11 protein-coding genes are annotated in these 15,834 nt (G+C 42.2%); all 11 read right to left on the bottom strand.

Features of this window, described 5'->3' with window-relative positions:
* Positions 1 to 45: 45 nt before the first annotated feature.
* Positions 46 to 1,008, bottom strand: coding sequence for an ABC transporter permease (locus CF394_RS02495; protein WP_094941684.1), 963 nt, complete (start codon positions 1,006 to 1,008; stop codon positions 46 to 48).
* Positions 1,009 to 2,058, bottom strand: coding sequence for an ABC transporter permease (locus CF394_RS02490; RefSeq protein ID WP_094941683.1), 1,050 nt, complete (start codon positions 2,056 to 2,058; stop codon positions 1,009 to 1,011).
* Complete coding sequence (locus CF394_RS02485; protein WP_094941682.1) at positions 2,048 to 3,595, bottom strand: ABC transporter ATP-binding protein; 1,548 nt, start codon at positions 3,593 to 3,595, stop codon at positions 2,048 to 2,050. The genes CF394_RS02490 and CF394_RS02485 overlap by 11 nt, the downstream gene beginning before the upstream one ends.
* Before the next feature lie 138 nt (positions 3,596 to 3,733).
* Positions 3,734 to 4,816, bottom strand: a complete 1,083-nt coding sequence (locus tag CF394_RS02480) for a BMP family lipoprotein (protein ID WP_094941681.1) — start codon at positions 4,814 to 4,816, stop codon at positions 3,734 to 3,736.
* Between the two features lie 45 nt (positions 4,817 to 4,861).
* On the bottom strand, positions 4,862 to 5,590 hold the full coding sequence (locus CF394_RS02475) for a GntR family transcriptional regulator (protein ID WP_094941680.1): 729 nt from the start codon (positions 5,588 to 5,590) through the stop codon (positions 4,862 to 4,864).
* Between the two features lie 146 nt (positions 5,591 to 5,736).
* Positions 5,737 to 8,028 carry a DNA translocase FtsK gene (locus tag CF394_RS02470; RefSeq protein ID WP_094941679.1) on the bottom strand — a complete coding sequence of 764 codons (2,292 nt, stop codon included), beginning with the start codon at positions 8,026 to 8,028 and terminating at the stop codon, positions 5,737 to 5,739.
* 86 nt (positions 8,029 to 8,114) lie between these two features.
* Positions 8,115 to 9,779 (bottom strand): ribonuclease J, encoded by a 1,665-nt coding sequence (locus CF394_RS02465; RefSeq protein WP_094941678.1) that lies wholly within the window; start codon positions 9,777 to 9,779, stop codon positions 8,115 to 8,117.
* Between the two features lie 107 nt (positions 9,780 to 9,886).
* Positions 9,887 to 10,795: a 4-hydroxy-tetrahydrodipicolinate synthase gene (gene dapA / locus CF394_RS02460; protein WP_094941677.1), complete on the bottom strand. Its 909-nt coding sequence runs from the start codon at positions 10,793 to 10,795 to the stop codon at positions 9,887 to 9,889.
* Positions 10,792 to 11,841 (bottom strand): aspartate-semialdehyde dehydrogenase, encoded by a 1,050-nt coding sequence (locus CF394_RS02455; RefSeq protein ID WP_094941676.1) that lies wholly within the window; start codon positions 11,839 to 11,841, stop codon positions 10,792 to 10,794. The genes dapA and CF394_RS02455 overlap by 4 nt, the downstream gene beginning before the upstream one ends.
* Before the next feature lie 531 nt (positions 11,842 to 12,372).
* Positions 12,373 to 13,590: a M16 family metallopeptidase gene (locus CF394_RS02450; RefSeq protein WP_165767430.1), complete on the bottom strand. Its 1,218-nt coding sequence runs from the start codon at positions 13,588 to 13,590 to the stop codon at positions 12,373 to 12,375.
* Positions 13,591 to 13,650: 60 nt separating this feature from the next.
* Complete coding sequence (gene pnp, locus CF394_RS02445; RefSeq protein ID WP_094941674.1) at positions 13,651 to 15,762, bottom strand: polyribonucleotide nucleotidyltransferase; 2,112 nt, start codon at positions 15,760 to 15,762, stop codon at positions 13,651 to 13,653.
* Between the last annotated feature and the right edge of the window lie 72 nt (positions 15,763 to 15,834).

Below are 15,834 nucleotides of genomic sequence, written 5' to 3'. Positions count from 1 at the left end.
TTTCAGTATGAAAAAAAGGCCTCCAAATGGAGACCTTTTTGAGAATTAGCGTTTTCCTTTGATGTACGGCTGTCCGATAGCCTTTGGTGCACTTGCTTTTCCAATAAATCCAGCAAGAGCAAGAATCGTCAACACATACGGTAAGATGTCTAAGTAGACCGTTGGTACTTGGTCGATGAAGTCGATAGAACCTCCGACAATCTTTAAAGATTGAGCGAGTCCGAAGAACAACGCTGCACCCATCGCACCCAGTGGATGCCATTTACCAAAGATCATAGCTGCTAAGGCCATGAAACCTTGTCCGTTGATTGTAGAGTGTGAGAACTCGTATGAGATCGATTGAGCATATGCCGCTCCACCAATCCCTGCCAGCATACCAGACAACACAACGGCAATATAACGCATACGATTTACTTTAACACCCATTGTATCTGCAGCCATTGGGTGTTCCCCAACAGCACGTAAACGCAGTCCAAACGGCGTTTTATAAATCACAAACCAAGCAAGAATAGCTACTGCAATCGCAAGAATGGAAGTGCTATAGACATCCGAAAAGAACATAGGACCGATGACTGGAATATCACTCAGTACCGGGATATCAAATCGAATAAACTGCTCTGTAACATAGTCAGTTTGCCCTTTATCATAAATCAATTTTACAGCAAATAAGGCAATTGCCACACCTAACATGTTAATTGCAACCCCAGAAATTGTCTGGTCCGCTCGGAAACTAATCGATGCTACTGCGTGTAGAAGAGAGAATATCCCGGATACTACCATGGCCGCTAGTAACGAGAACCAAATGGTACTACCACCCAATTGATCCGCAAACGTCAAGTTGAATACAATCCCGACGAATGCTCCCATTACCATTAGTCCTTCTAGTCCGATGTTGATAACTCCGGATTTTTCAGAGAACACTCCTCCGATTGCAACGAAAATAAGTGGTGCCGCATAAGCAATCGATACAGGAACAATAAAGTATAGAGCTTCTAGAAAGGCGCTCATTTATTTCGCCTCCTTTTTACTACTGATCTTCTCAAGGAACAGGCGAAGTACATAACCTGAGGCCACGAAGAAAATAATGATGGCAATTACAATGGATACGATTTCAACAGGTACACCTGCTTCGTTCGGCATGTTTAAAGATCCATATTGCAGGGCTCCAAACAAAGTAGCTCCAAAAACAACACCAAGTGGTGTATTGGCACCTAATAGGGCTACTGCGATACCATCAAATCCAATCCCCGTAAATCCACCTTTAACGTTTGCATATTGGAATGTTCCAAGAGCTTCCATAGCTCCAGCAAGACCTGCAAAAGCACCAGCGATAACCATAGATAAGATAATATTGCGACTTACGTTCATACCTGCATACTCGGATGCATTTTGGTTAAAACCAACTGCTTTTAATTCAAAGCCAGTTTTTGTTTTTTCAAGAATAAACCACATAACAAAAACCATAGCTAGGGCAATAAGAATCCCATAGTGAAGACGTGAGAAATCTGTTAACCCTTGTAAGAAAGGCGATCCTAGTGATGCACTTTCTGCAATAAGTCCCGTGTTGTCTCCACCGTCTGATACATAGCGGATTAAAGCGTTTGTAACAAATAGTGCAATGTAGTTCATCATAATTGTGACGATAACTTCATGGACTTTTAATTTTGCTTTCAATAACCCTGGAATGAAACCCCAGAAAGCACCAGCAACAGCAGCTGCAAGAACTGCAAGTGGCAAGTGAATAAATGCCGGTAGATCTGTAAAGGCAACTCCAACCCAAGCTGCAGCGAACCAACCTACAATAAGTTGTCCCTCAACCCCGATGTTGAATAACCCTGTACGGAAAGCAAATGCCACCGCAAGTCCAGCTAAAATATAGGGTGTAATTTGACGAATGGTTTCCCCAATCGCATAGATGTCCCCGAAAATCCCGTTCCAAAGTGCCGCGTATCCTTCAATTGGATCGTACCCAGTAAATAACATGATGAGTGCACCAACTAGTAACCCTAACACGACTGAAACAGCGGGCACGAGAATGTTAATCAGTCTATTCGACATGTGCTGTCTCCCCCTGCTTTGATCGTCTCTGTTTTGCTTGTCCAGCCATTAATAAGCCAAGTTCTTGTTCTGTAGTTTTCTTTGGATCAAGCGTATCGATAATATAGCCATCATACATAACCGCAATACGGTCCGATACGTTCATAACTTCATCTAATTCATAAGAAAGTAAAAGAACGGCTTTCCCATTATCTCGCTGTTCAATTAGACGTTGGTGAATGAACTCAATCGCTCCAACATCGAGTCCGCGTGTAGGAAGAGCAGCAATCAATAAATCCGGGTCACGGTGCACTTCACGACCAATGATCGCCTTCTGCTGGTTTCCTCCAGATAATGAACGAGCTAAAGCATCTTCTCCGGTAGTTCGCACATCATAATCTGCAATAATTTTCTTCGCAAGCTCAGAAACTTTGCTGTAATTCATAATGCCGTTTTTAGCAATCGGTTCTTTGTAATACGTTTGAAGAGCGATGTTATGACCAATTGGGAAATCGAGAACCAATCCGTGTTTGTGGCGGTCTTCGGGAATATGACCAATTCCGCTTTCCGTCACTTTACGCGGTTTAAGATTCGTAATCTCGTTGCCATTGATAAACACAGTTCCTGATTTTGTTTTACGAAGCCCAGTAATAGCTTCAATTAATTCACTTTGTCCGTTCCCGTCAATTCCCGCAAGACCTAGAATTTCGCCTTTACGAACAGTAAGTGACAAGTTTTTCACTTTGTCGATGCCTCGGTAATCTTGTACAACGAGGTCTTTGATAACAAGTGCATCTTCTCCAGGAGTCGCATCTTTTTTCACAGTTTTGAATTCTACTTGACGTCCCACCATTAATGAAGCAAGTTCATTAGGATTCGTCTCAGCAGTAGTGACTGTTCCAATTCCTTGTCCTTTACGGATAACTGTTACGCGATCAGAAACTTCCATAATTTCTTTAAGCTTATGAGTGATCAAGATAATGGATTTTCCTTCAGCAATTAGACGCTTCATGATGCCAATCAAGTCTTCAATTTCTTGAGGTGTCAAAGAAGCAGTCGGCTCGTCAAAAATCAAAATTTCAGCACCGCGATAAAGTGTTTTCAAAATTTCTACACGTTGTTGCATACCAACTGAGATATCTTCAATCTTTGCTGTTGGATCGACATCTAAACCATACATCTCTGAGAGTTCCGTGATTTTTTTTGCAGCTACTTTTTTATCAATCACACCACCCTTAGTATATTCATTTCCAAGGATGATATTCTCCGTTACTGTGAAGTTCTCAACAAGCATAAAGTGTTGGTGAACCATTCCAATACCTAAATCATTTGCGATATTAGGATTAGCAATATCTACTTTTTGCCCTTTCACTCGAATCTCTCCAGCTTCAGGTTGGTAAAGACCGAATAGAACGTTCATCAAAGTCGATTTACCTGCACCATTTTCACCAAGAAGCGCATGAATCTCGCCTTTCTTCAATTGAAGGGTAATATTATCATTCGCAACGAAGTTACCAAACTCTTTTCGGATGTTTAGCATTTCGATAACATACTCCATCTATCTCACTCCAATTCTATCTAAATAACACATGAAAGATTTAGGATTTCTAAAATCTTTCATCTATTATTTGGAAATTAGTTAAAAAAAGAACATAAAGACCGATGCATATCGGTCTTTATGATTCTTCAGTATTTACTACTCACGTGTTTCAGGTACTGTGATTTCACCGTCAACGATTTGTTGCTTGAATTCTTCGATTTGAGCCATGATGTCATCTGGAATAGCTCCACGAGAATCAGCTAGGCCAACACCGTCTTCAGCAAGACCATAAACAGTAGACTCTCCACCTGGGAACTCTCCGTTCATAGCTGCTTCAGAAATACGGATAACTGCTTCGTCAACGCGCTTCAACATAGAAGTTAAAGTTACGTTTGTATCGCCAACAGCACCCTCTTCGTATTGGTCAGAGTCAACTCCGATTACCCATACGTTTGCATCTGGATCTTTAGTTTTACGCTCTTTCGCTTCTGCGAATACACCATTCCCTGTACCACCAGCAGCGTGGAAAATGATATCTACGCCTTCAGAGTACATGCGGTTAGCTGTAGTTTTACCAAGTTCCGCTTTATCGAATGCGCCAGTGTACTGAACGTCTACTTCGATAGATGGATCAACTGCTTCAACTCCAGCTAAGAAACCAACTTCAAAGCGCTCGATTACTGGAATTTCCATTCCACCAACGAAACCGATTTGTTTTGATTCAGACATTAATGCTGCAGCAACACCAGCTAGGAATGCACCCTCTTGTTCTTTGAAAAGAACAGAAGCTACGTTTGGCTGATCTACAACTGCATCAATGATTGCAAGTTGAGCATCTGGTTGTTGTTGAGCGATATCATTAACCGCAGCTTCCATTAAGTAACCAATTCCGAATACCACGTCAAAGTCACGACGAACTAGGTTGTTTAGGTTTGTTACATAGTCAGCATCTGAAGCTGATTGTAGGTAATCGTAACCACCGTCACCTTGAGCTAGGCCGTTGTCTTTACCAAACTTTTGAATACCTTCCCAAGCTGATTGGTTGAATGATTTGTCATCAACGCCACCAACGTCTGTTACCATAGCTACTGAGAAATCTGCTTTTTCTTCTGTTGGCTCTGTACCTTCGCCAGAATTACCGTTTGTTTCTTGTGTTTCTTCATCAGAACCACATGCTGCAAGTAAAGTACCTGCTGCTAACATTACAGAAAGACCTAAACCATATTTGCGTTTTGACACGTTAAAAACCCCCAAAATTAATTTCTTATTAGTAGGAAGTGACGATTACACCCGTTTACGAATCACATGGAAACTGAACTTATCTGCTCGGAAATAGTTTTTCGAGTACAAGACAACTCGGTCCTGTTCATCGTAATGAAGCTGCTTCAACACAAGAAGGGCAGTTTCTGGCTCACAGTTAAGTGTCGGTGATGCCACGTCATGATAGCCCATTGGATCAATAAATGTTACTGCATGTGAAACACGTAACTCTCCAGATTGTTCAAGTGCTGAGAATAAAGAACCTTCTCTTCTACTCAAGTAATCTTCAGGTAGATATTTAGCAGGTACTTTGTCTACACAATAAACCACTGGATCACCGTTTGCGGTGCGAACGCGTTCAATCGTAACGATTAAATCTTCCTCTGAGCAATCAAAACGCTCCATGTCTTCTTCTGTTGGAAGCGATTGCAAAGAACTTAAATAAATAACTCCAGGTTCCATGCCACCTTGTTTAATCATGGATGAAACACTGGATAATTGTTCAATACCAGAGGTAAAGACAGGTTTTGAGTTAATAAATGTCCCTACCCCGTGGCGTCTGACAATTATGTTTTCCTCTTCGAGTAAGCGAAGAGCTTCTCGCAAAGTGGCTCGGCTGACACCGAGCATTTTTGCGAGTTCGAATTCAGAGGGAAGCTTTTCCTTCTCTTTGAAAACTCCATTGTCGATATCTTGTTTGATACGATCAATTACTTGCAAATATAAATGCCGTTGATCAACCTTAATTGACACTTGCTACACCACCAATAACCAAAGAGATCAGACCTCTGATGTAAAACATTCCTACTAATCAGTCATACTATACCATTTAAAATCTTAAAAATAAATAGTTTTTTCACGTTAATCGCAAAACTTTTAATGTTTTTGTAATCATTTTGTCATACTTCTTCCGTATCGTATGTCCCACGATTCATTAAAACCTGACGCGGCTTGGAACCTTCATATGGGCCAACAATACCAGCAAGTTCCAATTGATCGATAATTCGAGCTGCCCGTGAATACCCAACTCGGAAACGTCGTTGAATCATAGAAACAGATGCTGTCTGCATCTCCATCACTAGATTTGCAGCATCATCAAACAGGTCATCTCTCTCTTCTTGGTGAACGGTCTCTTCTACTTCTGAAGGAATCATTTCTTCTACATAATTTGCTTTTTGTTGTTCGACGACTGCATCTACGACACGTTCCACCTCAGCGTCTGACACAAATGCTCCTTGAACACGAACGGGCTTCGAGTTGCCTGAAGGATGGAACAGCATGTCGCCACGACCGAGCAACTTCTCCGCTCCTCCCATATCCAAGATCGTTCTTGAATCGATAGCAGATGAAACGGAAAACGCGATACGAGATGGGATGTTTGCTTTAATGATCCCTGTAATGACATCTACACTTGGACGCTGCGTCGCAATAATCAAGTGAATACCCGAAGCACGAGCCATCTGTGCAAGTCTTGTAATGGAGTCTTCGACATCGTTTGAAGCTACCATCATCAAGTCAGCAAGCTCATCTACAAATACCACAATGTAAGGAAGTTTGGCGTGTTGCTCTTCATTTTCACTATTCCACTTGTCTACAAAGTGATTGTATCCTTCCATGTTGCGAGTTCCAGTGTGAGAAAACAGGTCATAGCGACGCTCCATCTCTGAAACGATTTTTTTAAGTGCCTGCGATGCCTTACGCGGATCGGTTACAACTGGTGCTAAAAGATGCGGAATCCCGTTGTAGACATTCAACTCTACCATCTTGGGATCGATCATCATCATTTTTACTTCATGAGGCTTGGCACGCATCATCAAACTGACAATGATGCCGTTCATACACACACTCTTCCCAGACCCTGTCGACCCTGCAACAAGAAGGTGAGGCATTTTGTTCAGTTCCGCTACAACCGCTTTTCCCGTAATATCTCGGCCGAGTGCAACAGCGAGCTTCCCTGGGTTCCCCATACTTCCCTCTTCTAAGACTTCTCTTAGACTTACCATAGCAACTTCTGAGTTCGGAACTTCGATTCCAATAGCTGACTTTCCAGGAATTGGCGCTTCTATACGAATGTCCCTGGCAGCAAGAGCAAGAGCTAAGTCATCACTAAGACTGACAATACGGCTCACTTTCACGCCGACGTCTGGTAACACTTCATATTTTGTTACAGCTGGACCTAAATGAACTTGAGTCACTTTTGCTTTAACACCGAAGCTCAAGAAGGTTTGCTCCAGTTTTTTTGCATTGGTTTGTATGGCACCAAGCTCCGAACTTTGGTCTGCATGCGGACTCGGTGTCAATAACTCAAAACTCGGTAATATGTAAGCTTCATTCTCAAGTTCTTGTCCAGCCAAGTTGATTTCCACTTCTTTTTCTGGCGGCTCCACTTTTTCCGGTTTTGGACGCTCGTTAAATGCTGAAATAATCGGAGCTTGTGGTGGTTCTTGAGTCGGTACTTCTTCTAATACCGTAGTGACTGACTCTTCCTCGTATGTTGGAGACAACATTTCTACTTCAGTTTGTTTCTCTACTTTTGTGCTTCGTCTTGTTTTAGCCGGTTTAGCTGCTGGAGGTTGGTTCTTCCAATTTTTAAACGTCTCCACGCCACTCGCTCCCAGTGCAGAGGATTGTTTAGCAAGCCAAGGCAATAAAGCTTTTCCAGTAATCAAGATGATTCCAATAGAAATCAAAATCCATGCGAGAATCAAAGCTCCATTAGCAGCTAATAGGGCACGAGACGCTGCATAGAGTAGTCCTCCAATCAGTCCTCCCCCTTCATTGGATGTCGTTGTCTCAGAAAACAACACGTTCCACGTTTCCTTCATAACCGACGGAGATACATCAAATCCGATTTCTTGACGCTGAGTAAACATTAGATGATGACTAACCATCAGAATACCCGCGAATGATAGGATGGCCCCTGATGTGATACGATTGGTCCACTTCGGAAAGGCTTGTTTGATCATCATCCAGAGTGCATACAAAATAAAGAAAAAGGGAAGTGCTGCATGCCAGTTTCCAAACAACGTGGTGCCAATTGCATGAAGACCACGACCCACAGGGCCATATTGGAACAGAGCAATAATTGCTAGTCCTATAAGAATAAGTCCAAAAATCTCAAAAAGTAAGGGATGGAGCGTTTTCGTTTTTTTCTTTTTTGTTGGTTTTCGTTTTGTTTGTTTCCGTGCCACTGCTGACGCTCTCCTTTCGTAAAGCTCCTCTACATTCCTTAGTGAAAAAAGGGCTTCCTCCCCGAAAGGTGGAAACCCTATCTTTTTTAATACTCCATAATAATTGGAATAATCATTGGTCGTCTCTTCGTCTGTTGGAACAAGTACGAATGCAACGTGTCTCGAATTTCTTGTTTGATGTTCGTCCACTCGAAAGATTCTTTTTCTGTGTACTTCTCAACAACAGCTTTTACTTTTTGCTGTGCTTCTTGGAGCAATTCTTCTGATTCACGTACATAAACGAACCCACGAGATAACACTTCAGGTCCAGATGCGATCTTACGCTTTTTGCGGTCAAGTGTGACGACGACAATGAAGATACCGTCTTGTGAAAGCAATTTACGGTCACGAAGTACGATATTTCCGACGTCACCGACGCCAATTCCGTCAATCAGAACGTTACCAGCCGTAACACGTCCGCTCATACGTACTTTGCCATTTTTATATTCTACAATATCCCCTTTATCAGCGATAAAGATTTGGGATTTTTGCATTCCAGTTTGCTGCGCAAGCTTCGAGTGCGCAATAAGCATGCGGTATTCCCCTTGTACTGGGATAAAATACTTTGGCTTTAAGAAGTTGATCATCATTTTCAAATCTTCTTGACTACCATGACCTGAAACGTGAACATTTTTTGCAGAAGTTAGCACGCGAGCACCAGCTTTAGCAATGTTGTTCATCGTATGATACATGCTCACTTCCATACCAGGAGATGGGGTGAATGTGATCAATACTGTATCATTTTCATTAATTTTCACTTCACGGTGTTGTTTACGAACCATCTTTTCTAATGCTTCAAGCGGCTCCCCTTGTGTACCCGACACAATGATGACGAGATTGTCTTCATCAACTGTTGTCGTTTCTTTTAAAGGAATTAAAACCTCTTCGCCTACTTCCATATACCCGAGGTCAATTGCAATTTTCATCGTAGTCTCTAAAGTCTTCCCTGCAAACGCGACTTTTTTTCCTGTCTCTTTTGCTTTATCTAACACCTGTTGAATACGGATGAAGTTCGACGCATATAGAGCTACAATGACACGCCCTTTAGCAGCGTAAAATGTCTCGGATAACTGATTAGCAATCACAGTCTCTGACGTTGTATAGCCCGGGCGTTCTGCTTCTGTAGAATCCGAAAGTAACATAAACACGCCTTGCTCACCTAGAAGAGCTAATTTAGCAAGGTCCGGAGCATATTTGCCTTGTGCGGATTGATCGAACTTAAATTCACTTGTGTAAACAATTGGACCCTCTGAAGTGTGAAACACAATCCCTAGTGTATCTGGAATACTATGCGTCACATGGAAGAACGTAACGTGAGTGCGGTTAAAATTCATGCGACTTGCATTCGTTACTTCAAAGAATTTTACTGGTTGTTTTGGTTTTAACTCTTTCAGATGCGTCTTAGCTAGAGCAATAGTTAACTTAGAACCGTAAACTGGAGCTGAAATTTTTTGTAGTAAATACGCAATCGAGCCGATTGCATCTTCATGACCATGTGTTAAAAAGATTCCTTTTACACGGTCTTTATTTTCTTCTAAATACGTTAAGTCTGGAATGACAATATCAATCCCGAGCATTTCATTTTCAGGAAATAATAATCCGCTGTCGACTACGAAGATCTCATCATCGATCTCGACAACATACATCGCCTTTCCAATTTCTCCAACTCCACCGAGTGGAATGACTTTAATCGTTTCGTTAACTGTTTTCAATTGATTTCCTCCTAAATAAGTACCCGTACCTTCTCACTAAATTTCATTATAGCCTACTCACTCATTTTTAGAAAGTATTGGTGGCATAGAAAAAAGACTGAGTTTCCTCAGTCTTGGTCGGTGTTTAGCCAATTATTCTGTTTTTCAGTGAAGTCGGCCCATACCTCATCAAATTGTGCTTTCTCGGATTCTGTTAAAGTCAATAAAGGGAGACGGACAGTATCTGAAAAACCATGAAGTTTCGATAACGCATATTTAACAACCGTCGGGTTCGGCGCTGTGAACAACTGATTGAATACCGGTAACAGCAACTTGTGGTAGTTCGCAGCTTTTTCATGCTGACCTTCTCGGAATGCCTTTAGCATCTGTTGCATTTCATTTCCGACAATATGAGAAGCGACTGACACGATACCTGCTGCACCAATTGTGTATAAAGGAAGCGTAAGTCCGTCATCTCCACTGTAAACAGTAAACCCAGATGAAGACTTCGATAGTACTTCTGCAATTTGCTCCATATTCCCGCTAGCTTCTTTCATCCACTCGATGCGAGGATGCTGACTCAAAGTGGCTGTTGTTTCTGCTGTCATATTGACAACGGATCTGCCAGGAATATTATAAAGCATCAATGGTTTTTCGGCACTGTCCGCGATGGCTGTAAAGTGTGCCACTAAACTTCGCTGGTTTGGTTTATTGTAATAAGGGACGACGACCATGCAGCCATCGACTCCTAAACATTCTACTTCTTTTGTAAAAGCTATCGTCTGTGCTGTATTGTTAGAGCCGGTTCCTGCGATAACAGGAACTTTTCCATTTACTTCGTTGACGACCGCTTGAATTACTGCAATCTTTTCTTCATGAGTCAGAACAGGTGATTCACCTGTTGTCCCATTGACTACAAGACTTTCAGAACCCGTTGCAAGTAGATGACGCACGAGTTCTTGTAATTGATCATAATCTACTTCCCCATTTTCCGTAAACGGTGTGACAAGAGCAGTAGAAACCGTTCCTAAATTCACTGTGACACCCCACTAACTAGCTGCATCTCTACCATTTTCTCTGCGATTTGAATGGAGTTCAGTGCGGCACCTTTTAATAAATTATCCGATACGACCCACAGGTGAATTCCAGTCTTCTCATGCAAGTCTTTTCGGATGCGTCCCACAAAAACAGGGTCCGTGTCTTCTGCATACAGCGGCATTGGATACAGTTGCTCTGCTGGATTGTCTTGAAGGACCACTCCTTCTGCAGAGCCTAGAATGTCTCGAATCTCAGCAAGTGAAAGTTCTTCTTCCGTTTCAACATAGAGAGATTCTGAGTGTCCTGTGATGACAGGGACGCGAACGCATGTCGCTGCGACTGAAAGTTCCGGCATTGACAGTATTTTTTTCGTTTCATTGATCATTTTCATTTCTTCAAATGTAAATCCGTTATCTTCAAATACATCGATTTGAGGTAGTAAATTGCCTGCAATCGGATAATGCTTCGGTTGACTCTTGACCGGTAGCACCTGTGGGTCAGGCTTTTTTTCTAGGAAGTCCCTGCTTTCTTTCTTTAGTTCATCGATTGCTGCAGCCCCAGAACCAGACACCGCTTGATATGTCGAGACAATCACTTTTTTTAGACCTGCTCTTTGACGAAGTGGTTCTAACACACAGACCATTTGAATCGTCGAGCAGTTTGGATTCGCTATGATTCCCGAGTGCTGTTGAAGAGCATTTGGATTTACTTCTGGAACGACGAGCGGCGTATCTGGATCCATTCGAAACGCACTCGTATTGTCGATGACGATCGCACCTCGAGCTGCAGCTTCTTTCGCAAGCTGGCGAGACACATCACCTCCAGCTGAGAAGAAAGCAAAATCGACACCTTCAAATGCCTCAGGAGTTGCTTCTTCGATTGTATAGTTTGTATCATTTAATGTGACTTGCTGCCCAGCCGAACGCTTGGATGCAAGTAGTTTGATATCGGAGTAGGGAAAGTTCCTCTCAACTAATTTCTCTGCTATTTTCTGTCCTACAGCTCCAGTCGCTCCAACAATAGCGACAACAAAGTTCTTGCTCATGTGGTTTTCCCCTTCCTGCATTCATAATGGCGATATTGTAACACAATCCGTATGATAATTCACTAGATTAAATAATTATTACTATAAATTATATTTTGAAAGGGATTACACGTAAGATATGAACAAGGGTTGCAGTTGTCGCCTTTCAATTGCTTCTACAACGGTATCAGCAATTTTAGAAAAATCACCATACAATCAAGCGGGGTAATCGGTCCAAAATGCTCTGCATCCTCCATCCCATGAATATGCGGTGATTCGAGACGAGAAATAGCGTTCATCAGCACCTATAACAGCTATTGTCATGGCGTTTCCTTCTCGATTAGCACATATTCATCACCAATGACTTGAATGGTGTTCCACGGAATAAAAAATAACGTCTCGCGACTCAAGCACCAACTCTGCATGCTGCAGCAGACCGTATTTTTTTCCGTCTTTCATTCCTACTTACTCTTTTCGTTCAAGCTCGGATAAACGCATAAAACCCCCCTTACCTTCTACTATATGAGTAGAGGGAAGAGGAGTTTCATGATTTTAGGATGAATAAGGTTGAATGATGGACTTGGCAGGCTTCTTAGTAAACATCTGACTCACTCGTAAAATGTCCTCACAAGAAACTGCGCGATATTTCTCTAAATAAGATTCGACGTCCTGTTGCGTACCGTAAAGGATTTCATTACGAGCCAGACGGTTCATCCAGGTTGTTGAGCTCTCGAGGGATAAATACAGATTGGCTTCAATTTGCGTCTTGGCATCTTCAAGTTCTTCTGCAGTAAAGCCGTTTGTCGCTACTTCATCTAAACACTCGTGGACGGCTTCTAACAATTCGTTTAACTGATCTTTAGAAGTTCCTCCGTAAATGGCAAATACTCCACTATCCACATACGATGTTTGGTAGCAGTAAATCGAATAGGCAAGTCCTTTTTCTTCTCGAATGGATTGGAAAAGTCGAGATGACATAGACCCTCCTAACATCGTCTGCAGTAAGACGATTGCATAAATGTCTGCGTCTAAGACAGACGGAGATGGCCAAGCAAGTGTTACGTGAACTTGTTCGATTTCACGTTCTTTTTGGATTTCCCCTACATGGAATGTTCCAGGAGTGATAGTAGGCAATTCCTGACGCTCCCAATTTGGTGTTCCGAACTGCTTCTCTAAATGATCCAGGAGCGCATGATCCACATTACCTGCAATAGAGATGATCACTTTTGATGGGTGATAGGCTTTTTGGTAAAAATCCACTACTTGTTCTCGAGTGAAAGAAGCAACCGTCTCTTGCGTACCTAAAATAGGTTGCGCTAATGGATGCGACTGAAAAATCGTTTCCCACAAATATTCATGTACGCAATCATCTGGTGTATCTTCCACCATATGAATTTCCTCTGCAATGACTTGTTTCTCTCGCTCCATCTCTTCAGGATCAAAGACTGAATTCCACAGCATGTCCGCGAGCAGGTCAATCGCCTGTATCGCATAGCGGTCGAGTACTCGGGTATAATAACAGGTTTGCTCTTTCGATGTATAAGCATTGCTATTGCCTCCGATGCGGTCAAAGGCTATCGCTAAGTCTTTTGCCGAACGAGTCTTTGTTCCTTTAAAAAGCATATGCTCAATAAAATGAGCCATTCCTGCTTGTTCGGGAGTCTCATAGCGCGAGCCCACTTCAATCCAAACACCGATGGATACGGAACGAGTATGGTTCATGGGATGAACAACGACGCGCACGCCGTTTTCTAGTGTTTGTTTCCTCATGCTGGTACGACCTTTCTTATTGACTATAAAAGCTGCATGCCTAGGCATGCAGCTCGGGTATTAGTTTTGTTCAGCGCGTTCTTTCTCTTCTTTCAAGACCACTTTACGTGATAAGTTCACACGTCCTTGGTTATCGATCTCAATAACCTTTACGAGTAGTTCATCGCCCATTTTCAAGACGTCTTCTACTGCTTTTGTGCGCTCTTCTTGGATTTCAGAGATATGCAGTAAGCCATCTTTACCAGGGAAAATCTCTAAGAAAGCACCGAATTTTTCAATACGTTTTACTTTACCTAGATAGTATTCACCTACAACAGCTACACGCACGATATTTTCAATCATGCCCCGTGCTTTTGCAATCATCTCTTCATCCGCAGAAGCAATGTAGATCGTTCCATCTTGCTCAGTATCAATTTTGACACCAGTTTCATCGATGATTTTGTTGATTACTTTACCACCTGGTCCGATTACATCACGAATCTTATCAGGATTGATTTTAATCACATCGATTTTAGGTGCATATTTAGAAAGCTTATTACGAGATTCTGGTAATGTAGCGAGCATGCTCTCCAAAATCTGTAGACGGCCTTTTTTCGCTTGTTCTAAAGCTTCTTGTAGAATGTCACGAGACAATCCATCAATTTTAATGTCCATTTGAAGTGCTGTAACACCTTCAGCTGTTCCAGCTACTTTGAAGTCCATATCGCCAAGATGATCTTCCATACCTTGGATATCAGTTAACACTGTGTAGTGTTCACCTTTTTTAATAAGACCCATTGCGATACCTGCTACTGGTGCTTTGATTGGAACCCCAGCGTCCATCATCGCAAGTGTCGATGCACAAATACTTGCTTGTGAAGTCGATCCATTAGACTCTAAAACTTCCGATACAAGACGCATCGTGTATGGGAATGTTTCTTCGTCAGGAATAACCGCTTCTAGTGCACGTTCACCAAGAGCACCGTGACCAATTTCACGACGACCTGGAGCACGGATTGGTCCTGTTTCCCCTACGCTGAATAGTGGGAAATTGTAATGATGCATGAAGCGTTTTGACTCTTCCACACCTAAGCCGTCGATGATTTGAACATCGCCAAGTGGCCCTAATGTACAGATGCTAAGTGCTTGTGTTTGCCCACGAGTAAATAGACCTGAACCGTGAGTACGAGGAAGGATTCCTACTTCAGAAGAAAGTGGACGAATCTCGTCTTGTTTACGACCGTCTGGACGGACTTTTTCTTCTGTGATTAAGCGGCGGACTTCTTCTTTCACGAGCATATCTACTGTTTGACGAACTTGTTTTAACGTATCGTCATTTGCTTCTTCAGCTTCAAATGTTTCAATAACGCGAGTACGAACTTCATTGATTGCCTCGTCACGAGCTGCTTTTTCAGCAACTTGTACAGCTGTGTTGACTTCAACTTCAGCCAGTTCACGAACTTTTGCAACGATGTCTTCATTCAATTGGTACAAAGTGACTTCTGTTTTTGGTTTCCCGATTTCTGCAACAATCTGTTCTTGGAAAGCAATTAACTTCTTAATTTCATCGTGACCGAACATAATAGCTTCTAACATGATTTCTTCAGAAACTTCTTTAGCTCCTGCTTCTACCATGTTGATTGCGTCTTTTGTACCAGCAACAACAAGATCCATTAAAGACTCTTCCATTTGTTCAGTAGTTGGATTGATTACAAATTCACCATTCACATAACCTACTTGAACACCTGCAATAGGACCTTCAAACGGAACATCTGAAATCGACAAGGCTAATGAAGACCCAAGCATAGCAGCCATCTCAGAAGAGCAGTCTTGATCAACGGACATCACGATTGAGATTACTTGTACCTCATTACGGAAACCGTCTGCAAATAGAGGACGAATTGGTCGGTCAATAAGACGGCTTGTTAAAATAGCACGCTCTGATGGACGACCTTCTCGCTTGATAAAGCCACCTGGAATTTTACCGACAGCATATAATTTTTCCTCATAATTCACTGTTAATGGGAAGAAATCTAAGTTCTTCGGTTGTTTTGAAGCAGTTGCAGTTGATAACACGGTTGTGTCACCATAACGTACTAGGGCTGCACCGTTCGCTTGTTTAGCTAGTTGGCCTACCTCAATAGTTAATGGGCGACCTGCCCATTCATACGTATACGTTTTCTTTTCGGTCATTTGTGTACTCCTCTCAACATAGAAATCTATGGTATGTATCCTCTTGTAGTGTATCAAACTCCTACACTGCAT

The organism is Tetzosporium hominis (assembly GCF_002265435.1).
GTDB lineage: Bacteria > Bacillota > Bacilli > Bacillales_A > Planococcaceae > Chryseomicrobium > Chryseomicrobium hominis.
The sequence above is the reverse complement of the archived record's forward strand: the minus strand, read 5'-3'. Positions and strand labels throughout refer to the sequence as shown.

What these genes read in the sequence shown, in the direction of transcription:
- CF394_RS02450 (WP_165767430.1), bottom strand. Translation starts at nt 13,590, where the DNA reads ATGAGGAAACAAACACTAGAAAACGGCGTGCGCGTCGTTGTTCATCCC.
- CF394_RS02485 (WP_094941682.1), bottom strand. Translation starts at nt 3,595, where the DNA reads ATGGAGTATGTTATCGAAATGCTAAACATCCGAAAAGAGTTTGGTAAC.
- pnp (WP_094941674.1), bottom strand. Translation starts at nt 15,762, where the DNA reads ATGACCGAAAAGAAAACGTATACGTATGAATGGGCAGGTCGCCCATTA.
- CF394_RS02455 (WP_094941676.1), bottom strand. Translation starts at nt 11,841, where the DNA reads ATGAGCAAGAACTTTGTTGTCGCTATTGTTGGAGCGACTGGAGCTGTA.
- CF394_RS02490 (WP_094941683.1), bottom strand. Translation starts at nt 2,058, where the DNA reads ATGTCGAATAGACTGATTAACATTCTCGTGCCCGCTGTTTCAGTCGTG.
- CF394_RS02495 (WP_094941684.1), bottom strand. Translation starts at nt 1,008, where the DNA reads ATGAGCGCCTTTCTAGAAGCTCTATACTTTATTGTTCCTGTATCGATT.